The organism is Alkalibacter saccharofermentans DSM 14828 (genome assembly GCF_900128885.1).
In the GTDB taxonomy this organism is placed as follows: domain Bacteria; phylum Bacillota; class Clostridia; order Eubacteriales; family Alkalibacteraceae; genus Alkalibacter; species Alkalibacter saccharofermentans.
On record NZ_FQTU01000004.1, the window covers coordinates 55212 to 77027 of the forward strand.

The window sequence follows — 21816 nt, forward strand, 5'->3', positions numbered from 1 at the left end:
CCAAAGCTAAATTATTTTAAGAAGCCAAAGGATTATAAGAATAACCACTATTGTTCCAATAATGCCCAAACCTTTATTCATCGTTACCTCCCCTTCCCAAATGAAAATGTTGTTCATAATTTGCATCATCAATTTCCTTATGCCAAATTACAATAACCCTTAGGAATATGTTTAATCAAAACCTCCTTTTTCTATAAAAAAAGACACTTGCATTCTTGAATAAAAACGAAATCTCCTTAATCGTGAATACAAAAATGAAGAACTCTTGATTTTTTGCTTACCTAACTAAATTATACCCTTGATTTTGTAAAAATACGCAATAATTCAAAATATAAATATATTGCGATACATTTATTATAATTATACCGTCGGGATGCCTATAATTATAAATAATTCGATCCGTAGTTTGCTCGTAAAAGCTTCTGATCACTACATGCTGATAAATACATCCAATTTTGATTCTAAAGTTTTGAGTATGTTTCGCATCAACTCCATAGGGTAAAATATTCCTATATGATAGATTTCTTAACCGGAAACATCCCGTCACAAAGAAAAACATGTTGTCTGAGAGAGGATTGTTAACATGCAAAAGGTATTGTGCATTTCTATCTTTTTAATAGCCTTCACATTGCTGTTTCTTGGCTGTACTGAAAGTTTAGGTACAGATGGTCAATCAAGTGCAACTGTCAGCCGCTACAGAGAAAGTGAAATCAGAGAATATCAGGGAGCAAACCTTGATCCTGCAATAGGGCCAAACGACAATTCGATTATTGGAGTTCAGTATGTGGATATTGATGAATATAACCTGGAGATAAGCGGACTGGTTAATAACCCGATCAAACTAAAGTATAGCGAGGTTTTGGAATTAGATTCCTATGAGCGACTAATTACCCTTTATTGCGTAGTGGGCTGGGATGCTACGATACTTTGGAAGGGTGTTTTGCTTGAAGATATAATGAATTTGGCTGGAATTAAGCCTGAAGCCAATACGGTTATTTTTCACGCAGTCGACGAATACACCACGTCTTTGCCTCTTGATCAGATTCTTCAAAACGACCTCATTTTAGCATATTCATCGAACGGTCTGGATCTTCCTCCCGAACTGGGCTACCCGTTTATGGTAGTCGCCGAAGACAAGCTTGGCTATAAATGGGCCAGGTGGGTAACAAAGATAGAGCTGTCCGATGATCCTGAATATTTGGGCTACTGGGAGAGCAGAGGCTATAGCAACGAGGCTGATGTTGAAGACTGATTTTTATTAGGATTACGGGATAATATCATACTAACAAAAATGCTGTATCCAACTGATGTCAGTGAGTTGGATACAGCATTTCCTTAAAGTAGGATAAAACCATCAAATTCTGTTACACTTGCAAGCTTTATTGACATACATCTGGATATCTGCCTTTTTCATCAAATCTTCAATCGTGTTACTTCCAATCTCCGGCATCGCACAGCCAATAGAAGCGCTTAATTTTAAGTGTTCTTCTTTTATATTTTTGTTATTGATCTTTATTAGATCAATGATCCTTTCCTTGATGATCTTGGGGCTTTCTTCATCTGAATCGTGCAAAACAGCAATAAATTCATCTCCCCCAATTCTAGCAACAATATCCGTTTCTCTAAAAGTTCTTTTCAAAATTTCCGCAAAGCTCTTTATCAGTTTATCTCCTTCAACATGACCATAATTGTCATTTACATATTTCAGCTCGTCAATATCAAACATAAAAACACATATCTTGCTGTTCTTTACAGTGTCTAATAATACCCGGTTTATATAGGCTCTATTGAACAATCCCGTCATCGCGTCATGAAAGCTTAGATATTTAAGCTCTTTCTCAGATTCCAAGATTTTTTCATACTGAACATTATTGTGAAATACAAGACCGCTGATTCTAGAAACCTCTACTGCTAGATTGAGGTATTTTTCGATATACTGAGGAAATAAAAATCCGCTGACATCGATAATTCCAAAGAATATGCCGTCCCAAGCAATCTTTATGCAGAACCTGTTGTCTTCTTTTAATAGAAGGTAGCTTGTTTCACTAGTTCTAAGCTTCCTTATCTCTTCCGGTAAAGAAGATGACTCATCACTCCAAAAACTAAACTTCCGTGCACCAAAAACCATCACAAAGAGCTCTTTTATTTGACCGACCACATCTCTTCTTTTTGCATATGTGGAAATTTTACTCAACATATCAAAAATAGTAGAATACTCTGCGCACTGATTCCTTAGTTCATTGATTGCCGACTTCTTTGCCTTCTCCTGTTTATGGAGCCGCCATTCATATACCAGACTCCTTATCATAAGCCTGGTTCCTTCAAGTTCCACTGAAATAACCTTGTATGGAAGCCCTACATATGAAGACAGTTCCTTAACAAGCCATTCATCATCCTTGTCTTTTTCTGCATCAAGAAATACCAGCTGTTTGTTTGACTCTTGAAAGAATCTCCTTGCTGTTGCTTGGTCAAATCCCATATCATTAATATGAGATTTCCACTTTTTCAACCACCCTGAGCTTATAATATAACTTCCTTGAGAAATCAAATAATCCAAAAACTCATCGCAGGTTAAATGGCTGAAGCAATAATTGCCCGTGATGGTTCGAATTGAATCACCTTCGGGGAGAAGATTCAATACATCACAGGACATACTGCAAATTACAATACTCGTGTTTTTATGCGATTTTTCAATCATATCCTTCACTTCCCTTTTACGTCCTTTTTGGTCGCACAAAGACGGAAAGATATGAATTTCAACATCTTCAAATCCCTCAAGCTGCAAGACTTTTTGATAGTCATTATAAAAGTTTTCACATATGAATATTTGTAATTTTTCCATATCCTAAACTGTCTGAATCGGGTATGTGCCATATTCCTTGACCGTCTCTGCAATTTCCAGCAGCACGTCTTCTGACACCTGCCACGGGATTTCACCATGGTTATCAGACAGTATAAACCCTCCCCCCGGCGCAGCTTTTTGAATTAATCGCTTTACTTCTTCTCTGGTTTTTATTCTATCCCAGTTTACCATGTCTATACCGTTTAAATTTCCAAGCAGGCATATTTTTTTATCGGCCTTTTCTTTTAACTCTTGAATATCATCCTGAGCGCTAATACCGAGAACGGCGGACCCTGTTTCGACTATATCATCGACCACATGCAAACCGATTCCAGAGGCAATGTGTGTAGCAGTCGCTCCTTGGATTCGGCTTAAGGTCCTACCCGCAACCTTATGACCTGTTTCGAGATATTTTTTTCTTTCAATCATGGCAGGAGAAGCCAGAGGATCAAAATAACAGATAGCCGTCGCTCCCGCCTCAATTTGCGCATTTGCCCAGGCTACACAAAATTCTTCATTAATCCTCATCAATTGGTTAAACTCATCTTTTCTAAAGTATAGCAGTTCCAAATATTTTTCGAAACCCATCTGCATAACAGGCAATGAAAATGGAGACATTACCACCCCGATGATAGGAACTTCATCCCCGACAGACTTTTTGAGGGATTCTGTCGCTTGTAATACTCTCTTTAATTGTCGCGACTCATTGATTTGAGGCGTTTCTATGTTTTTGATATGCTCTATAGATTTAATAAACGGCTCCCCTGAATTGGGAGGCCCATCTTCTACGAATACGACTTCGCCACCGAAAGCCTCTATTTCAATCGGTGCATAAAAAAATGTATAAAAGCAGTCATTGCTGTATTTATCTCTCATCTTCAATTGAGCTTCTGCTACCAGTTCGGGTTTGGAAAAATACTCTTTTATTGATACTCCCAACTCTTTTGCTCCATAACAGGACAGCATGTGAAAAAGAGGCACCCTGTCCGGCTCTTTATGACCGATAGCCGTCATAACGCGTTCCATTGAATTCATCAGCATTTCCCTCCTCGTGCCAATATCTCTATAGTTTTTGATACTTTTGTTCCATTCTTCCCATCGGCATCAGCGTTCACTTTTTTCCATAAACTATTGTCCAATCTAAACGGAGCCCCACCCACAATGATTTTAACAGTGGATTTTTTTTCACGAAGCTTTTCAACTACTGTCTTCACCTGCAAAGCGGAAGGTAGCATTAATGTTGATATTAAAAGAAAATCTATTTGCTTGTCGATGGTTTTTCCAACAATCTCCTCAACGCTTAGACCTTGTCCAAAATCAATGAGATCATAGCCACCAGCTCGAAGAACTGAATAAACAATCCGTTTACCTAAAGCATGATGATCTTGCAAAACCCCAATGCCTATTCGATGTTCTTTTTTTGTTTTAATACCATACTTAGGCATATACTTTTCAATCAATTCTTCGCAGATCACTCCACTCATGTATACTTGAGATAAGGAAAACTCGCCTTCTTCCCAACCAGATCCGACGTATTCCAAAGCGCCCATGGTAAGATGCTCCAGTGATTCAAAGCTTTTATTCTCTAAATAGCATTTTTCAACGATTTCTTCTGCCTTTATTCTGTCAATTTGAAGCAACGCCGATTGAAATGCTTCAATCGGCAGCGTAGTATAGTCCATCTTCATTCCTCCATCCTTATTCTTGATTGATTTTTATAGATTAAATATTCCGAACATCAAGATCTTTACAACTATCAAATCTACTCGTTCATATATCGGCTTCGCATATGTTGCGATTTTAATAATTGAATAATGTGAAATTTCTTGGCAAATAACAAGCCACGCCAACGACTTTCGTGGAATATGTAATATGAAAGGAAATCAACTTTTCAGGCTTAATTTCTATTTTCAACACTTCATGGTTATCATAAACTTTAAAACTCATATGGTCAATATAAATATATGTATTCATATTTGAAAAAAATCTAAGGTCACCGTTTAAGGAATCCTTCCCCTCAAATGATGACCTTTTCTTTTGGATAGGTTGCACTAAGTTAGGCACGTTTGCTAAGATAACATAAAATACCGCTTCCAAGCTGGAAAGCATGGCATCGATTTTCTAATTACTCATCAATAAAGATTTGTCAACTGCCACCCCGATCATAGATACATAATCAGTCCTTCTGCTGGACAAGGCGGTATATGTTGCCATCGAAGGCAGCCAGGTAGATTTCATTTTTTTCCGATAATCCAAAAGTAGAAATCAGCAGATTTGTTTCTGAGAGAGATATATTTACCGGCTCCTTCTCCTCTTCATGCCAAAGAGCCCATATGAGTCCGGTAACAAAATCGCCGTATATATAAGCACCGTAAAGTTCCGGATGCCTTTGCTCCCGGTAGACATGACCACCGGTTATGGAACGACCCAGCGGATGAGAATACTCAAAAACTGGCAGCTCTAAGCTATCGGTGTCAATATCCGGGTCCGGAGCAAATTCCCTTGTCCCTTCCATGATATTCCACCCATAGTTTTTACCTTTCTCAATCAGGTTGATTTCTTCTATGGCGTTTTGCCCCACGTCAGCAGCCCAAAGATTGCCGCTGAGAGGGTCAAAGCTAAAGCGCCAGGGGTTGCGCAAGCCATAAGCATAGATTTCTTCACGGTAGCCTTCCCTGTTTCCTACAAAGGGATTGTCCGATGGAATTGCATAGTTTAAACCAGGTTCGCGGCTGTCAATATCTATACGCAATATATTTCCATGAAGGGTGCGGCGGTTCTGACTGTGCCCCTGTGGATCGCCGCTGCCTCCTCCGTCACCGGTGGCGATGTAGAGATAACCATCGGGGCCAAAAGCGATCTGCCCCCCATTGTGATTTGAATAGGGTTGGTTGAAGGTCAGTATTTCCAGCTGACTGGCGGGGTCAGCCTGATTAGAATCGCTACCAACTCTAAAACGGGAAATCACTGTCCCGGATCGGTCCGTGTAATTGACAAAAAAGTAGCCATTTTGCTCATGCTCCGGATGAAAAGCAAGCCCGAGGAGACCCTGTTCATTGCCGTTGTCGTTAACTATTGAGGTGATATCCAAGAAAATTTCCATATCTGTGGCGTCTTCGCCAGACAGTACATAAATCCGGCCTGCCTGTTCCACTATAAAGAGACGACCGCTATTGTCACCAGCATTTTGAATGTCAACAGGACGGGTGAATGTAAGGTCAGGGAATGCGTCTACCACGGTATAACCATTCTCTGCCACCGCTGGCTTAGGATCCTATGTTTCAACTGGAGCTCCCGGTTGAGATGGCTGTTCAGGTGAAACAGGATCATCAACAGGCGAACAGGCCGAAAATAATAGAAATATAATTGCCGCCAGAACATATGCGCTTTTTTTCATCCTCTTCCAACCTCCAAGTATATCTACGTAATGGGCTTATCACAGTTGCGCCAATAATACTTCTTTTCATTCATTTTAAGCTTCAATGTATATATGCTCGAATAGAAGCCCCTCTTATATTTTAAAAGTACCCATTATTCATTGAAAATATCGATTTATTAAGTTTTATTACTCCCCAACACATGATATTTAACGCAAATCTATCTCCATGGCTTGATTTTGGCACTACTGTCTATTACTTTAGAAATGTCCCATCTTGTGCAGAATGTTATCGGGTATATTGTTACTAGAACAATTATTTTCAGGAGGCGAACCCGATGTATAGTAATACTTGTCCGTAATTTTTTAATGAACGTTTTTGTTTTTAAAAAGGGAGACTAAGATATGAAAAGAAAAATTTTAATACTTACTGTTATTGTTATGCTATTAGTGTCAGTTTCATCTTCAGTTTTTGCAGCTGGAATGCCCGCCGCTCATGGTCTCACTGGTGCTGAATTTGGTCAAGCAGTATCTAGTTTACCTCCTGGTGCTATCGCAGCTCATGTTAGTGGCAGATGATTAATTCAATATATTAAACTTAAGAGGCATTTATGCCTCTTTTTATATTTTAGATATGATTCTTATTTAAAGCTTTGTTGAGTACTGCTCTAGATTCCAAATTTCAGTGGCTACATCTTGATAGAATTCCGGTTCGTGGGATATCAGCAGTACCCCGCCCTTGTATTTTTTTAAAGCTCTTTTTAATTCTTCTTTTGCATCTGAATCCAGGTGGTTTGTAGGCTCATCCAGAAGCAATATATTAGACTCTCTATTTAAAATCTTACAAAGTCTTACCTTGGCTTGCTCCCCACCACTTAGTACCATTACTTTAGATTCAATATGATCAGTAGTAAGCCCGCATTTAGCCAATGCTGACCTTACTTCAAACTGTGTCCAGCTTGGAAACTCCTGCCATATCTCCTCTATGCAAGATCTTTTATTCTTTTTTTTAACCTCCTGTTCAAAGTATCCAATTTCCAGAGTGTCTCCCAATTCGACTTCACCTTCAAAAGGTTTTATTTGCCCTAATATAGATTTCAAAAAAGTAGTCTTGCCAATTCCGTTGGCTCCTGTTATGGCAATTCTTTGACCCCTTTCCATCTTAAGATTTATTGGCCTGGATAAGGGCGCGTCATATCCAATGACTAGATCCTTGGATTCAAATATTAGCTTACCGGCAGTTCTTCCATCTTTGAAATTAAACTCCGGCTTTGGTTTCTCCCTTGCCAACTCTATAATATCCATCTTATCCAACTTCTTCTGTCTCGACATAGCCATATTTCTTGTTGCAACCCTAGCTTTATTTCTAGCGACAAAATCTTCAAGCTCTGCAATCTCCTGTTGTTGTCTCTTATGCGCTGCTTCAAGTTGAGTTTTTTTAGCCTCATAAACCCTTTCAAAATCGTTATAATCTCCTACATAACGGGTTACCTCTTTATCCTCTACATGATATATAAGGTTTACCACACTGTTTAAGAATGGAATATCATGGGATATAAGCAAAAAAGCATTTTCATATTCCTGAAGATATCTCTTAAGCCATACTATATGTTGCTCATCTAAATAGTTGGTTGGTTCGTCCAGCATAAGTATATCCGGCTTTTCTAAAAGCAGCTTCGCTAAAAGGACTTTTGTTCTCTGACCACCACTTAAGTCATCTACATCCTTTTCTAATCCTATTTCATCAAGACCCAGTCCTCTGGCTGTTTCTCCTACCTTTGAGTCAATAAAATAAAAGTCATTATGGTCTAATATATCCTGAATGGTTCCGACATCTTCCATAATAGAAGCTAATTCATCCTCAGATACCCCACCCATCTTCATATATAAATCCTGCATTTCCTGTTCCATATCAAACAGATACTTAAATGCACCTCTTAGGGCATCTATGATGCTCATACCCTTTTCTAGCACCGCATGCTGGTCCAAGTATCCTACTCTAACTCTCTTTGCCCACTCAATCTGACCTTCATCAGGCTCAAGCTTACCTGTTATTATGTTCATAAAAGAAGATTTACCTTCACCATTTGCTCCTACCAAGCCAACGTGTTCACCTTTAAGAAGCCTGAAGGAAACATCTTTTAAAATCTCCCTGCCACCATAACCGTGGTTCAGGTTTTTTACCGTTAATATGCTCATTTGATCACCTTTCCAATTAGTTAACAATTTATAACGTATAATGAACTATTGCGCTATAATATCTTATCTATTATATGCTTAATTATCAATAGTTAAGTAAAAATAAAAGTGCTAAAACTTAAATAGACTCTCTGTAATTTAGCACTAAAACTGATTTTTTATATCTTATGGCTTTATCCAACATTTTGGTGTAACATAAACATTATAAGGTACAACGTCAATCTAAGGGGGAATCGCTATGGGCAATACTGCCTTTATTAAACCGCCAGCTAAAATTCCGTTTTTTATTAAGCTTGGCATAGCCATTTCAAAAAAAATCACAAAAAAAGATTTATTGGCACCCAAACTTCTGGCGTGGTATCCTAAGGCTGCTTTTAGTTCCGGTGTTCTTGAAGCTATGGTAGCACATGGCAATAATGACTTAAACAAACGAATTCTAAAGCTTATCAGAATCCAATCCTCGATTTCAATAGCATGCCCATTTTGTCTTGACATGAATTCCTTTGAGTATGAAAAAAACGGGATTTCTGATGAGGAAATGTCAAACTTGGTCAATCAGGTTAATTTAGATTTAATTGAAACCTTTTCACTAAAAGAAAAACTTGCACTGGAGTACACTATTAGAATATCGAAGACTCCGGTTGATGTGCCTCTATCTTTTTTTGAAAAACTAAGATCAGAATTTACAGAGCGGGAAATTGTTATTTTGGCCAGTACAGCTGCACAAGTAAATTATTGGGCAAGACTATTGAAGTCATTGGGAGTTCCACCTGCTGGATTTTCAGATCAATGTGATCTATCTGATTGAAAAAGCTATTTCTTGTAGTTGCAATTTTTTCACCCGCAGCTTTCGAAATAACCATTAAAAAATAACCTCAAAAATTGAAGTTCTGGTAGCCTATTTAGCCATAGCATACCAAAATGTGTTAGATAAACAATAGGTCATCATATATTTACTTTGTTAGATGCCCGTTGTCTAACCTTAAGAAAACTATTTAGATAAATGTTGACAATCCAATTATACTTTTACTTTAATCTAACAAAGATAACCATAGTATTTCTGACTCTATAACCAGTTCTGATACCAGTTTTATGAAAGGCTCATAATTCATGGTGGTATGTGCCATATCTAGAACATCATAGTATCTGGCGCGATCCTCATTCTTTATTATGATAGGAGGGTATCCATTTTTCATCAATTCGAAATTGAGAAGCAACCTGGAGGTCCTTCCATTCCCGTCTATAAATGGATGAATTTTTACAAACTCTCCATGAATCAGTGTTGCTCTAACAATAGGATGAAATTCTTTCCATTCCTTCTGATATTCCGCAATAAGCTTTTGCATCAAATCTCCAACTTCATAATGCTTCGGCGGCATATGTCTTGCTCCGCTGATTACAACATTTTCAGTGCGATATTTACCAGCATTTGTATTGTCTATTTCTTTTATTATCAATGCATGGATATTCTTGATATTCCATTCAGAAAGCGGTTCCTTATTGGCAATTAAGTCTTCTACAAAAAGGATAGCTTCACGATGGTTAATTGCTTCAAGATGTTCCCTCATGCTTTTCCCACCAACGGTAATTCCTTCAAGAACAACTTTGGTCTCTGACAATGTCAGAGTATTCCCCTCTATGGCATTACTGTTATAAGTCCATTCAACAATAAGTTTCTCTTTTAGCGAATTGCCTAGTCCTTTGGTAAAAGGTCTATTCTCGTCGATAGATTCCTTAAGTAAATCTATATAACTGAAGTCAAAATCCAATCCAATGTAGTTTTTCTTGCTTATTTCCCTTGCGTCTGCAGGTTTGACAGCATCAGCAGGGATAGACCAATTTCGACCAGTTTTCATAGCACCTTCGATACGTCCCTCACTACATAACACTCGGATTCGGCGGTCACTTATTCCCCATTTTTCACTTACTTCTTTAGAACTCATATATTTCACGAAATATCACCCCACCACAATATTATACCGATATCGGAATAATGTCAATGCTCTAAACGATATGATTAAAACAGCAAGAATCTCTACGAAAAACTTCCTTTCCTCCCCTATAAGCCTAGTCACTCAATAGGGTATATTGTTAGGTTTGCACTGGCAATTCATTTTGTATTTTTGACTGCCATTTATGCAGTTCTAGATTACCATAAACAGTAGCCGTCCTTGGTTTAATTAGAAGCATCGAACACAACCTCTATTCCATTATAATTTTCCCTAATTTATATATAAAAAAGATCTCAATTAGTAGGTTGCAATTGCTTCGCGATATCCTCTGTAATTTCAGGATCGATTAGACCTTCATCCACCATGCGCCTCATAATTTTTATTGATTCATCATGTGTCATAGCTTCTCTATATGGACGTATTTCTCCAAGTGCCTGGTAGATGTCTAGGCAAGCCAATAGTCGGGAATTAAAATCAAGTTCATCAGCACCTAAGCCTCTGGGGTACCCCGTTCCATTAAGTTTCTCGTGATGATTATATGCCCACTCCGAAATTTCACCAAATCCCTGTACTTCCTCCAGATTTTGTTTTGCTGTTACCGGATGTTCTTTGATTTTACTAAACTCTTCATCAGTAAGAGGCCCTGGCTTATCCAAAATAGAATTGCTGATTCCAAGTTTTCCTAGATCATGCAAGTCTGAAGCTATTATTAATTTCCAAAATTCATCTCCTTTGATATTATAAAATTTCGCCATCCGACTCATCAGTTTTGTCAATTCTGATGAATGCATCATTGTGAATTTTGATTTGGCATCTATTATATGAGAAAATATTTTTGTTATATCGTGAATTTCTTTATAGCTCATCTCTCTTTTATGTGCTGGAATCGCAAGTTTAAGAGTTTCATCTATCTTTTCATCAGAGAGACTCGCCCATAATTCGTTTTCGCTAATAACCTTTAAAGCGTTCTCAGACAAATCCGGAGCGAAATGGGTTCCAGCATGATCTTTAATAAATACTATTATTTCTTCGTGATGTCCACCATTTTTATAAACGTTTCCAAGATCAAATTCAAGATCTAAAGTGTCCGCTAAATTTATTAATTGGGACATCAGCGGTATTTCATGCCCCTTAAGGCCAAAAAAACCAGAGCCATCAAATTTTTCGTGATGATAGAGGATAACATTTTTAGGTGATGTTAAAAATGGAAAGCTACTTATATTATTCTCTCCTATCCTGCAGTGCTCTTTACTGCTTTCTATTATATTCTGTTTGGCTTTCGCATTCCCCAATAAACTATCATGCAGAATTTTAAGGCTGGCACCATTATCATGAAGTATTGAAAGTGCAGCCAGGTCGTATTGCATTTCCATTGAAAAATTCATGACACGCGCGAGTCGGTTTGTTATGCAAGCCAATCTTTTTGAATGGTTTGTTGGTACACCAAAAATATCTGTTTCTATTACATCCAGTACGTTTGAAATAGCTTCTAAAAATTCGTTAATATCAAAAACCATTTTATAGCCCCTCTCGTCTTTTGTTCAAATATTGTACATAAGTATTTTTTATTTGAGCTGTACGTTCCTCATATTCTTCACATTAAGCATTCAGAGGTAGCAGTATCATATCACTGTTATTACCACTAGATTAAATCTGGTGTCCAGGATTTGGGTTTTTTTTCTGCTGTGAAAGAATCATATAATTATTTCTACCTTCTTTTTTTACTCTATACATTGCTTCATCGCTTTTTGAAATAAGTTCATCAATTGTATTACCATTATCCGGAAAAATGCTTATTCCAATACTTGCACCTACTCTGCAAGTATTTCCATCTATTACCATCGGTTCTGTTAATCGTTCAAGGATGCGTTTAGAAATTGCGTCAATTTCAATTCGGCTTACATTTTTTAGCAGCAACAAGAACTCATCTCCACCAATTCTTGCTGCCATATCGTTCGATTTTATAATACTAATAATCTTTTTAGAAATAATCTTTAATAATTCATCTCCAACTTGATGTCCATATTTATCGTTTATTGTTTTGAAATGATCTAGATCTATAAACATAAGTGCAAAAGTAGTATTTTCAATACTTGCTTTTTTTATATATTCTTCAGTTGTAGTTATAAAGTGGCTTCTATTTGATAGTCCTGTTAGGGCGTCATAGTTAGCTAGTTGATTTAATTTAATGTTTTTTTCTTCCAGCAATTTAGTGTATCTGTTTATCTGGCCAAGAACATCAAAGTATTCGTACTTTTGTTTATCAAAATAACTATACAAAACTCCTAATCCTATTACTATGTAACTCATCAAAAACAAGTTATGTGCTAACCACCAGTTTGAACTCCAAGGCTTGGAAATCATAAATATAATTACTGTTTCCATAATAAGACACAAACCAATGATGAATGAAAGAATGGTAATATTTTGTTTTGCTTTATATGAATAATAGTATTTTAAGGAATTTATACCCAAAAACAGTAGTGTTGCAACCTTTGTAATAATAGCTAAATTAGTATCTGTTAGGTCATCGTTTTTGAAAACAGGAAATATTTCTGGAGTTAATAAACCAAAATATACTGACCCAGACAAAATAATAAACAATATTAACAAAACATAACCATTGAAATATTTTTTGATTTGATATCTTTGTTCAAACATATTATCTGGGACAAACATCATCAATGCCAACCAGAACCTACTCAAGTCTCCAAACAAAACAAAAGCACTGATATTACTAATCATATCAGGAAATTCAAAAAATTGCCCGAAAGTCATATTAGGTGTAACTAAGGCATGAAATGTGTAAAACACGCCTACTCCAATAAATCCAATAGAAATGTAAAATATTTTTTCGACCTTATTTTTTTTATACTCGAGATATGATGCTAATCCAACTAAAATTGCTATCGCTGAACTGAAAATCACATAATAAAAGTGTAAATCTCCATTAATTATTAGCTCAGTTCTAAAATTATTCAAATATAAATAGATAAATGCAGGAAGTACAATTATCAATAATGATATGATGCTGATTCTTTTTTTTGTTAACATGTTTGGGCCTCCTCGCAACATTTAACTTTGTCGTTTCCCGATAATATTATAGTGGCTTTATATAAAATTTAAAAATGCTCGTAAGAAATAGTTGTACTATGTACTGATGTAGCAAGAAGTCTGTCTTAAATTAGTTTGAATCGCTAACATTTCCTCTATAACCCAGTCAATGCTTCTTAGTGTAGATAGTATTTATCCAAGTACTTGTCCCCAATAAATGTTATAAAAAACTTTTCCGTTTCCAAGTCTATCAATCTGTTTTCTCCATTCCCATAACCACATTTATGAAAACTAGTACAATTTCAGGATCAAACTGAGTACCTGAACACCTTTTCAACTCTGCGATGGCTTCTTCTTTACTAAATGGTGTACGATAGGTTCTTAGTTCTGTCATTGCGTCATATGCATCGCTGATAGCAACTATTCGCGCCATTATAGGTATTTCTGTGCCTGTTAATCCATTCGGATAACCTTTCCCATCATACCGTTCGTGATGTGATAGCACTATTTCCGCTATATCATTATATTCGATTGTTTTTGCAAGAATTGAAGCACCTTTTGCCGGATGAAACTTCATCATTTCCCATTCTTTTGCGTCAAGCTTGCCCACTTTGTTAAGAATAGATTCTTCAATACCGATTTTACCGATGTCATGTAAAAGTCCTGCAACTCTAATTTTATCCACTTCCGGTTTACTCAAACTCATTTTCCGGGCGATTGTCTCACAAAGTTTTCCGACACGCTCAGAGTGTTTTTTCTCTCTTTCGCTTTTCATAAATAGAGTTTCCATAATCACGTTGACAGTTTTGCTTCTGAGACTGTTTGTATTATAGAACTTTCTGTTGTTCATAAATGCTTCAGCTTGTCTATGAAGGTCATCCAATGTATCATCCTCGTTCATTTGGATTCCATAACCCCATGAAATAGTAAGAAGCTCATCTTTCCTTGAATCCCCAAGATCTTTATCAAATTCTCTAGTCAGTGTGTCTAAACACCTCCTGATTTCATCTTCGTTTTTGCCCGACACTAATATGGCAAATTCGTCACCACCAACACGAGCAAGTACGCCACCATCAAAGATAAGTGCTGCTAATCTATTTGCCATCTCTTTTAAAACTTCGTCACCTTTGGAACGTCCGAATGCGTCATTAAAGTTTTTAAATCCATCTATATTACCTAACAACAAAGCAATAGGCACATCTCCTCGTATAACTCTCCGCTCAAACTCCTCATCAAAAAATCTTCTGTTATATAGTCCAGTAAGATAATCATGGTTTGCTAAAAATTCGTTCTTTTTTGCAATTATTTCTCTCTCTGTCACATCGAATATGATTGCGAACAAAACTCTTTGATCATCGTAGTCTATGGGGCTGATGTACGCATCCACCGTTTTAATCTCTCCGCTTTTTAAGTGATGTGGAACAGCAGAATATTTCTGCCCTCCATTTAATGCTTTCAGACGCATCTCCGCGGCTTTTTCCTGATCCATTGCGTTTATATCCCGCACTGTCATCTTCAAGAGTTCCTCTTTGGAATACCCATAAAAACTGCTGGCAGAGGGATTCGCTTCTATTATTTCTCCAGTTTCCGGCTCAACAAGAAGCATCACAGCATCATGATTATTAATCATTGAATGGGTGCGCTCAAGCAAACGTTTTGTTTCTTCTTGAGACTTTTTTCGATCTGAAATGTCTAGAATGATTCCTTCCAGAGCCTCGACTTCACCATGTATGTCATATACCCCCTCGCCCAACTCCAAGACCCATTTTCGTTCTCCGCTAGCTGTCGTGATCTCATATTCATATTCAAATGGCAGTCTCTTGGCAAGAATACGCTCCCACTCTCTCCACAAGGGTCCCCGACATTCAGGAGTCATCAATGAATTAAAAGATATGTCCCTATTTTCAATAAGGCTTTCAGGGGGATAACCAGTCAACTTTATGCAACCGTCAGAAACAAATTGCATAGTCCAATCTCTGGTATAATTACACCTGTATGCCATACCCGGAAGATTTGATATAAGAACGGATTTGCTGCGTTCACTTTCGGCAGTTGTTTTTACACTCTTTTCAATCTCTTCTATTAGGTTTTCAATGTTGTTAAAAAGATTATTAATGATCAATACAAATAAGGTGCCCATGCATTGAGTTGAAATAGCAACTATGTACCATGAATCCCTGTATTGATATATTGCCAAGTTATCTAGAAGCCCTATATAAAGAAACACAGAAATAACTATAAATGCTAATAAGCTAATATAAATAAAAATTATGCTTTGTCTTTTATTCAGCAAGAAAGCAGCTAGTCCAAATGTTGAAAATATTACAACTAGTCCTGCCCCCATTGGTCCGGCGATAAATAACAGCATTAAACCTAATAAGAAAATGGATAGAACGAAAACACATCTCTTTTTCATTATGTTAATTCGACTGCTTAATAGTAATATCAAAACAACGAGATATGACAGTAATTCTAAGACTCCAGCTATGATATTATTTTTCCTAAAAAACATATAAGCTCCATAACATATCGGAAATAGACCAATGGTAATAAAAAGTATTGCAAGTTTATGAAATGCTTCATTTTTATAGTATCCTAAGTCTTTTTTTTCTTCTTGATTAGGTTTATTACGTGATGCCCCCAGAAATAGCTTAGAAAAGCCTATAAAGAGCCGAGATAATTTTTGATTAACTAAATCACTGAGTTTTTTTCCCATTCTCCGGCCTCCTTTTAAATAAATTTAGAATGCTTTTTCCAATACAGGCATATCCCATCATAATATTTAACTCTTTATCGCTATATGTAATTAATTTACAATCAACCCCTCTGTCAAGACAAAAAAATTTGCGGTTAATTTAGTCCTTTCTATTATATTTTTAGACATGCTTAAGCGGTCAAGCAAACTCATATGGCGTCAAGTGCCCTAGAGCTTGGTGAATCCTATCATAATTGTAGAAGCGTATATAATCTGAAACTAGAACTTTTAGTTCATTAACTATCTCATATTCGTAAATATAGAGTTTCTCCTGTTTTATGGACCTGAAGAATCTCTAAATCCAAGCTTATCGGTAGCTTTACCGACTGAATCCATACTGATTTTAATGAAATGATCTTTTAATAGTGATATATACTCATTGCTAATAAATTGCGATCCTTGATCGCTATTTATTGTTTCGGGTTTCGCTCTTTTAAATGCTCTGGTTAAGTAATGCTTCTTCGTTTTCTTTTATCGTTTAGGTTTCTTTGCTGTTTTCTTTTCCAAAGGCTACGTCTGCATTGTTTATGAATTCTTTTCCCCATTTTTCAAGCTGGTTTGCATTCACATCGTATTTGGCAGTCAATTCTGCTATGGTATGCTCGCCAGAAAGCAGTTCCAGTACAATCTTGGCTTTTTCTTCGGGTATGAATCGTCTTCTTTTGCTCATATTTCCATTATAACTTAACTAGCAAGATCTTGTGTCAATTCTTTGGGTCCATTATATAGGGACAATTAAAACCAAACTCCTGAAGTCCTCCATACCGGTGGATTAGTTTTATTGTGATTGTTTGCGTTTTTTCACTCCTTATAAACATTGAACTTAATTAGTTAATCATAAAACTAGAAAAAACGGGTGCTTATAAGCACCCGTTTTTTCATTTTTGACGGATAGTTGTGAAGTGTCCCCTTTTAATTCCCTTTTAACCTTTAAATAGGTATAGACATAATAGGCGTTAATGGTGTCAATGAGATCACATTGTCAAAATGAATAGCATATATGTCAGTATCTTCAGGCGCCTTTGATATTTCTGAATTTTTTATCCACTGCAACATCAATGCATTATTTAAGTCTCGATTACCTGGGTTTACATATTTTCCACAGTTCATATTTGCTTGTTTTGTTATCCGCATCTCTGTTTCCTGTTCCGTAAACTCAGGAAAATTTACGTTTAGTATTCTTGCTCCATAAATAATTCCTTCATTAATAGCATCAAATATGATTTTTCGTGCAAGAGATTTAACTATTTCCCAGTCCATTTTATGAAATTGATTAGATCTTTGTTTTTCAAAAGGAATTGCTCTGGAAAAAGCTATTGACCTGATGCCAAAGCTATCTGCTTCAAAAGCAGCACCTAGCGTACCGCTACAAGTGTAAGCCAACCCTAAATTTTCTCCATAATTGATTCCACTTAAACAAATATCAGGTGTTCTCTCGCTCAACTCCAATATTCCATGAGCTACAGCTTGTGCCGGTGATCCTAGTATTGCGTAAGACTCGATTTGCCCTATTTGGGTGTTTATTTTTTTAATTCTGATTCTTCCTACATTTTCCCCAGCCAATGCGCCTCTGCCCATATTTGTTTGCTGATTTTCTGGTGCAATTACGAGCAAATCTCCAAGACCGTATGCTGCTTCAATAAGAGCTAGCAACCCAGGAGAATGAACTCCATCATCATTCGTTATCAGAATCAAAGGTCGATTATTCATTATACTTCTCCTTGTCTATATCTACTTTTGCATATTTATCAAATTTACATGGATTTTGAATAATAACAAATAGCGATAAAATCGTAAATATTCCCAAGAAAAGTGCGGGGAAACCACCTAAGTATGACATCATTCTGATTCCATCAATTCCCAGTGTCGATATGAATACTAATGCTACTAGCCCGACTGTACTTCCCCAAATTATTTTTATGAATAAAGGCGCCTCTTCTTCACCACCTTTTATTCCGGTTGTGCATATGCTAGCCATAGCATTTGTAGTTGAATCTGTTGCAGTTATAAAGGAAATAAATATAGCAACCAGGAACAATATGCTCAACATCCCTGAAAAAGGTAATTCCCCCAGAACTGCGTATACTGCTGCTTCTGAACCAAGTTCATTCATTTTGCCGAGTACATCTACCCTACCTGTTAACTGGAAATTAAGAGCTGTACCCGAAATTATCGTCATCCATAAAACGCTAAAAATACTAGGTGCTATGAAATTAATCACAATGACGTCTTTAATCTTATATCCATATGAAATTCTAGCTAAAAAAACAGCACTTACAGGTGCCCATGCCAGCCAATTTGACCAATAAAACATCGTCCAAGATGATGCCCACGTATCACCTGATGAAGTTCCCGTGAACATTGCTTTGCTAAAAATACCGTCTAAAAACCCGCCAAATGCTTCTGTTCCTAACCCTGCATAATAGGCAGTTGGACCTATAAATAACAATATGCTCAGTATTAGATAGTAGATATACATATTGGCATCCGACAAATACTTAATTCCTCTCATCAAACCTGTTCCTGAAGATATCATGAAAACTAGCGTTGCGATTATCGTTAAAAATATCCACAAAGTCTTTCCGTTTTCTACTCCAAAAACTGCGTTCAATCCACCACCCATATTAAGTATAGCTGTCCCTAAAGAAGATGAAATACCAGCTGCCACGGTAAACAATACTACTGCGTCTATAATCACGCTAAGTTTTTTTTGCTTGTTTTCAGATACTAGGGGTGATATTTGAGATCCTACACTGAACGAACGCTTCATATTATAATATGCAAAAGCAAACACGATAGTTGGAACTGCGTAAATAGCATAGGGTATAAACGTCCAATGCAGATACATCGTCTCCATTGCAAACTTTGCTGCTTGATTAGACATAGGTTCTATGCCTAGAGATTCTGGAGGATAAGCTAAATGCCAAATTGGTTCTGATGTACCCCAAAAGAGTATTCCAGCTGCGATTGTGGTACAGATTGTTATTGCAAACCAAGACGATTTCTTAAGCATCGGTTTTGCAGATGGACCTCCTAATTTTACATTTCCCAACGGTGATAAATATGCCAATATAATCATAACAAGACACATGATGCCGATTAAATTGTACATCCACCCCATGTCAATCACCATAAAATCCTTAGCTTTGGTTGTTATACTTATGAAAGCATCATAATTAACAAAATTAAGTACAATTGTGAATATTAAAAGTAAAAATGCTGGGAAAAATACTATCGGCTTTAGTTTTCGATTATCGTCTTTTTGCTTTTTATTTTGAATCATAGTTATCCTCCATTACAACTTTTTCAAAAAAACTACATACAGGCGACCATTATTCTAGAATGTCTGTCGCCTGCAATATAGTTTTTTTATTGCAAATCTACAACTGTCTTTTGCTTAATATTTCATGAGATTCTTTCAACAATTCATCAGTGTAAAGATTAATTTTACTATATACTTTTTCGTTTATTTCTTTATAAAGCTTAACATTTTCACTATTTGGCATAAATTCATCTCGTTTTACAACCATATTTTTTACCGCTTCTTCTCTGCTTTTGTATACATCTAATGCCAATGCTGCACATATTGCAGCACCAAGGCTAGCTGATCCATTAACAACATTTCTTTTTGCTGGCACACCAAATACGTCTGCGAAAATTTGCATGAAAAGCTCGCCATTTGAGCCACCTCCGCTAACTATCATTCTCTTTAAGTCTATACCTACTTCATCGCACATTGCCTGCGCATGATTTTTCATAGTCATGGCGATTCCTTCTAATACTGATCTAAACATATGTATACCATTGTGATTTCCGTTAAAACCAATAATCATTCCCCGTTCATGAAGCTGTGTGGGCCTTGCTAACCAATGTAATACTGTATATAATCCGTCACTCCCTGCAGGTATCTCAGAAGCTAAAATATTTAAATAATTCTCTGTTGAGATTTCTCTTGATTCAGCTTCTTTGACAATATCGCTTCCCAGCAAATCTTTAATCCATGTAACTGTCGCCATCCCTCTTCTTATCCCACTGCTTTCATAAAGATACTCATTTGGGGTAGCTCCCGGATTACACCAATAATTCATGGTATCAGCCTTATCTTCTTTTCCCATCATCATTGAAGTAATATACGTTCCTAATGAAACCAACAGTGTTCCATCATCCTCTAGTCCTGCACCCAGAGCCTCAACTGCTTTATCGTTTGATGTTGATGCTACCGGTATCCCCGCTGGAATACAGGTAACAGCAGCTGCCTCCGATGTTACATACCCCAAAACACTTGATGGATCTACTAAATCAAAAAGCATTTCTCTGGGTGTTGTATATGCTTCAAACTTATCTTTATCTTCATACCAGTCAAGAGTTGCTGGGTCAATCGGCCAAGGACCTACGTAGTTTGATCTAGTATCTTTTGTTTCTCCGGTTAATCTATGGGTTAAATATCCAGTAGTAGTAGTGACGTATCTAACACTATCATCTGTATGTTCGTATGGTCTTGATAATCTTAAATCCATCCAGCTCTGTACAGGAGAAGCTAGATTACCATCCTCCTTTACAAGTGCCCTACAACATCTAATGGATCCTAGACCTACTCCAATTATAGACTTGTGATCTCCATTGAATTTTTTCATCGTATTTGTACATGCTTCTTTCAAGCTATCCCACAGATCATCATCTGGATGTTCGGCAAAGCCTTCTCCATACAGCTCCATAGGTCTCAACTTAACTGTGTGAGAACAAATTTCAGTACCTTTCGTGTCAAAGATAGCTACTTTTGTGCTCTGTGTGCCTCCATCAATTGCAATGATATATTTTTGATTCATATCCTCACCCTTTCAAACTATAAGTTTTATCTGACCAAATAGCCCCCATCTACAGTCAGTACAGTGCCATTAACATAATCTGAAGCACGACTGGAAAGAAATATTGTCGCCCCCATCAAGTCTGCCGTAAATCCCCAACGGTTTGCAGGAATATGTGCTAATATCTCCCCATTTCGTTTTTCATCTTTTCTTGTCATTTCTGTCATCGGAGTTGCGTAATACCCAGGAGCTATAGCGTTTACTTGTATATTCCATTGTGCCAGTTCATCGCACATAGCTTTTGTAAGGCCGACGATTCCATGCTTAGTTGATGCATATGCAGGTGACCATTGACCGCCTAAGTATGAATACAGCGATGCTATATTTATTATTTTACCACTTTCCTGTTTAATCATATATTTACACGATTCATGTATCATTTCAAACGCAGCGGTCAAGTTAATAGATACCATTTTGTCCCACTCTTTTCGAGTATACTTTGTGACATCTTGTACATTTATGCTGATTCCAGCACAATTTACTAGAATATCAACACTGCCCCAGGAATTGACGCACTCATCAACTATTCTCTTGCACTCTCCCTCAGCAGTAATATCAGCGATCATGAATTTATATTCTACTCCACAACCTTCTACTAGCTTTTTTGTTGCGCCGTTGTCATCTTCAAGACTTGGTACCAAAACATTTGCTCCCGCTTTTGCCAGTGCTGTTGTAAAAGCTTGTCCTAGTCCACCATTTCCTCCAGTTACTATTGCATTTTTACCTTTTAAAGAGAAAAAATCCATATTAAAATCTAGTAGTTGCATATCAAA

At 36.9% G+C, this 21816-nt stretch carries 17 protein-coding genes and 2 pseudogenes; 3 read left to right on the forward strand and 16 right to left on the reverse strand.

Annotated elements, in window-relative coordinates; genetic code table 11:
- Positions 1–583 precede the first annotated feature (583 nt).
- Positions 584–1252: a molybdopterin-dependent oxidoreductase gene (locus BUB93_RS04145; RefSeq protein WP_073269820.1), complete on the forward strand. Its 669-nt coding sequence runs from the start codon at positions 584–586 to the stop codon at positions 1250–1252.
- Between the two features lie 102 nt (positions 1253–1354).
- Here BUB93_RS04145 and BUB93_RS04150 read toward each other — a convergent pair whose 3' ends face one another.
- From BUB93_RS04150 to BUB93_RS04170, 4 genes are all read right to left on the reverse strand, one after another.
- Positions 1355–2698: a GGDEF domain-containing protein gene (locus BUB93_RS04150; RefSeq protein ID WP_159432059.1), complete on the reverse strand. Its 1344-nt coding sequence runs from the start codon at positions 2696–2698 to the stop codon at positions 1355–1357.
- Positions 2699–2845: 147 nt separating this feature from the next.
- The gene (locus tag BUB93_RS04155; RefSeq protein WP_242945363.1) at positions 2846–3877 is read right to left on the reverse strand and encodes a uroporphyrinogen decarboxylase family protein; all 1032 of its coding nucleotides are present in this window, start codon (positions 3875–3877) and stop codon (positions 2846–2848) included.
- On the reverse strand, positions 3877–4524 hold the full coding sequence (locus BUB93_RS04160; protein ID WP_073269823.1) for a cobalamin B12-binding domain-containing protein: 648 nt from the start codon (positions 4522–4524) through the stop codon (positions 3877–3879). The genes BUB93_RS04155 and BUB93_RS04160 overlap by 1 nt, the downstream gene beginning before the upstream one ends.
- 494 nt (positions 4525–5018) lie before the next feature.
- Positions 5019–6101 (reverse strand): PQQ-dependent sugar dehydrogenase, encoded by a 1083-nt coding sequence (locus BUB93_RS04170; protein WP_073269825.1) that lies wholly within the window; start codon positions 6099–6101, stop codon positions 5019–5021.
- Positions 6102–6623: 522 nt separating this feature from the next.
- Here BUB93_RS04170 and BUB93_RS11365 point away from each other — a divergent pair.
- Complete coding sequence (locus tag BUB93_RS11365) at positions 6624–6797, forward strand: hypothetical protein (protein ID WP_159432060.1); 174 nt, start codon at positions 6624–6626, stop codon at positions 6795–6797.
- A 66-nt stretch (positions 6798–6863) separates the two neighbouring features.
- Here BUB93_RS11365 and BUB93_RS04175 read toward each other — a convergent pair whose 3' ends face one another.
- A complete protein-coding gene (locus BUB93_RS04175) occupies positions 6864–8417 on the reverse strand; it encodes an ABC-F family ATP-binding cassette domain-containing protein (protein WP_073269826.1) in 1554 nt (517 codons plus the stop codon).
- A gap of 238 nt (positions 8418–8655) precedes the next feature.
- Between BUB93_RS04175 and BUB93_RS04180 the strand changes: the two genes are divergently transcribed.
- Positions 8656–9225: a carboxymuconolactone decarboxylase family protein gene (locus BUB93_RS04180; RefSeq protein WP_073269827.1), complete on the forward strand. Its 570-nt coding sequence runs from the start codon at positions 8656–8658 to the stop codon at positions 9223–9225.
- Positions 9226–9448: 223 nt separating this feature from the next.
- On the opposite strand, the gene BUB93_RS04185 is transcribed toward BUB93_RS04180, so the two are convergent.
- The 11 genes and pseudogenes from BUB93_RS04185 to BUB93_RS04230 form a co-directional block, all read right to left on the reverse strand.
- Entirely contained in the window at positions 9449–10273 is an 825-nt protein-coding gene (locus BUB93_RS04185) for a Fic family protein (protein WP_242945364.1), read from the reverse strand.
- Positions 10274–10662: 389 nt separating this feature from the next.
- The gene (locus BUB93_RS04190; protein WP_073269828.1) at positions 10663–11886 is read right to left on the reverse strand and encodes an HD-GYP domain-containing protein; all 1224 of its coding nucleotides are present in this window, start codon (positions 11884–11886) and stop codon (positions 10663–10665) included.
- A gap of 130 nt (positions 11887–12016) precedes the next feature.
- Complete coding sequence (locus BUB93_RS04195) at positions 12017–13423, reverse strand: sensor domain-containing diguanylate cyclase (RefSeq protein ID WP_073269829.1); 1407 nt, start codon at positions 13421–13423, stop codon at positions 12017–12019.
- A gap of 250 nt (positions 13424–13673) precedes the next feature.
- Positions 13674–16139, reverse strand: coding sequence for an HD domain-containing phosphohydrolase (locus BUB93_RS04200; RefSeq protein ID WP_073269830.1), 2466 nt, complete (start codon positions 16137–16139; stop codon positions 13674–13676).
- Positions 16140–16317: 178 nt separating this feature from the next.
- Positions 16318–16461, reverse strand: a pseudogene (locus BUB93_RS11540) (IS3 family transposase); the annotation flags it as partial.
- Positions 16455–16616, reverse strand: a pseudogene (locus tag BUB93_RS11545) (hypothetical protein); the annotation flags it as partial. The pseudogenes BUB93_RS11545 and BUB93_RS11540, both read right to left, overlap by 7 nt.
- Before the next feature lie 40 nt (positions 16617–16656).
- The gene (locus tag BUB93_RS11550) at positions 16657–16848 is read right to left on the reverse strand and encodes a transposase (protein WP_073269831.1); all 192 of its coding nucleotides are present in this window, start codon (positions 16846–16848) and stop codon (positions 16657–16659) included.
- A gap of 260 nt (positions 16849–17108) precedes the next feature.
- Complete coding sequence (surE, locus tag BUB93_RS04215) at positions 17109–17888, reverse strand: 5'/3'-nucleotidase SurE (protein WP_073269832.1); 780 nt, start codon at positions 17886–17888, stop codon at positions 17109–17111.
- Positions 17881–19461 (reverse strand): BCCT family transporter, encoded by a 1581-nt coding sequence (locus BUB93_RS04220; RefSeq protein WP_073269833.1) that lies wholly within the window; start codon positions 19459–19461, stop codon positions 17881–17883. The genes surE and BUB93_RS04220 overlap by 8 nt, the downstream gene beginning before the upstream one ends.
- A 97-nt stretch (positions 19462–19558) precedes the next feature.
- Positions 19559–21004 (reverse strand): FGGY-family carbohydrate kinase, encoded by a 1446-nt coding sequence (locus BUB93_RS04225; RefSeq protein ID WP_073269834.1) that lies wholly within the window; start codon positions 21002–21004, stop codon positions 19559–19561.
- Positions 21005–21030: 26 nt separating this feature from the next.
- Entirely contained in the window at positions 21031–21810 is a 780-nt protein-coding gene (locus BUB93_RS04230; RefSeq protein ID WP_073269835.1) for an SDR family NAD(P)-dependent oxidoreductase, read from the reverse strand.
- Positions 21811–21816 lie beyond the last annotated feature (6 nt).

Coding starts and splice junctions, on each gene's coding strand:
- BUB93_RS04145 (WP_073269820.1), top strand. CDS start 584: ATGCAAAAGGTATTGTGCATTTCTATCTTTTTAATAGCCTTCACATTG.
- BUB93_RS04150 (WP_159432059.1), bottom strand. CDS start 2,698: ATGATTGAAAAATCGCATAAAAACACGAGTATTGTAATTTGCAGTATG.
- BUB93_RS04155 (WP_242945363.1), bottom strand. CDS start 3,877: ATGAATTCAATGGAACGCGTTATGACGGCTATCGGTCATAAAGAGCCG.
- BUB93_RS04160 (WP_073269823.1), bottom strand. CDS start 4,524: ATGGACTATACTACGCTGCCGATTGAAGCATTTCAATCGGCGTTGCTT.
- BUB93_RS11365 (WP_159432060.1), top strand. CDS start 6,624: ATGAAAAGAAAAATTTTAATACTTACTGTTATTGTTATGCTATTAGTG.
- BUB93_RS04175 (WP_073269826.1), bottom strand. CDS start 8,417: ATGAGCATATTAACGGTAAAAAACCTGAACCACGGTTATGGTGGCAGG.
- BUB93_RS04180 (WP_073269827.1), top strand. CDS start 8,656: ATGGGCAATACTGCCTTTATTAAACCGCCAGCTAAAATTCCGTTTTTT.
- BUB93_RS04185 (WP_242945364.1), bottom strand. CDS start 10,273: ATGAAAACTGGTCGAAATTGGTCTATCCCTGCTGATGCTGTCAAACCT.
- BUB93_RS04190 (WP_073269828.1), bottom strand. CDS start 11,886: ATGGTTTTTGATATTAACGAATTTTTAGAAGCTATTTCAAACGTACTG.
- BUB93_RS04195 (WP_073269829.1), bottom strand. CDS start 13,423: ATGTTAACAAAAAAAAGAATCAGCATCATATCATTATTGATAATTGTA.
- BUB93_RS04200 (WP_073269830.1), bottom strand. CDS start 16,139: ATGGGAAAAAAACTCAGTGATTTAGTTAATCAAAAATTATCTCGGCTC.
- BUB93_RS11550 (WP_073269831.1), bottom strand. CDS start 16,848: ATGAGCAAAAGAAGACGATTCATACCCGAAGAAAAAGCCAAGATTGTA.
- surE (WP_073269832.1), bottom strand. CDS start 17,888: ATGAATAATCGACCTTTGATTCTGATAACGAATGATGATGGAGTTCAT.
- BUB93_RS04220 (WP_073269833.1), bottom strand. CDS start 19,461: ATGATTCAAAATAAAAAGCAAAAAGACGATAATCGAAAACTAAAGCCG.
- BUB93_RS04225 (WP_073269834.1), bottom strand. CDS start 21,004: ATGAATCAAAAATATATCATTGCAATTGATGGAGGCACACAGAGCACA.
- BUB93_RS04230 (WP_073269835.1), bottom strand. CDS start 21,810: ATGCAACTACTAGATTTTAATATGGATTTTTTCTCTTTAAAAGGTAAA.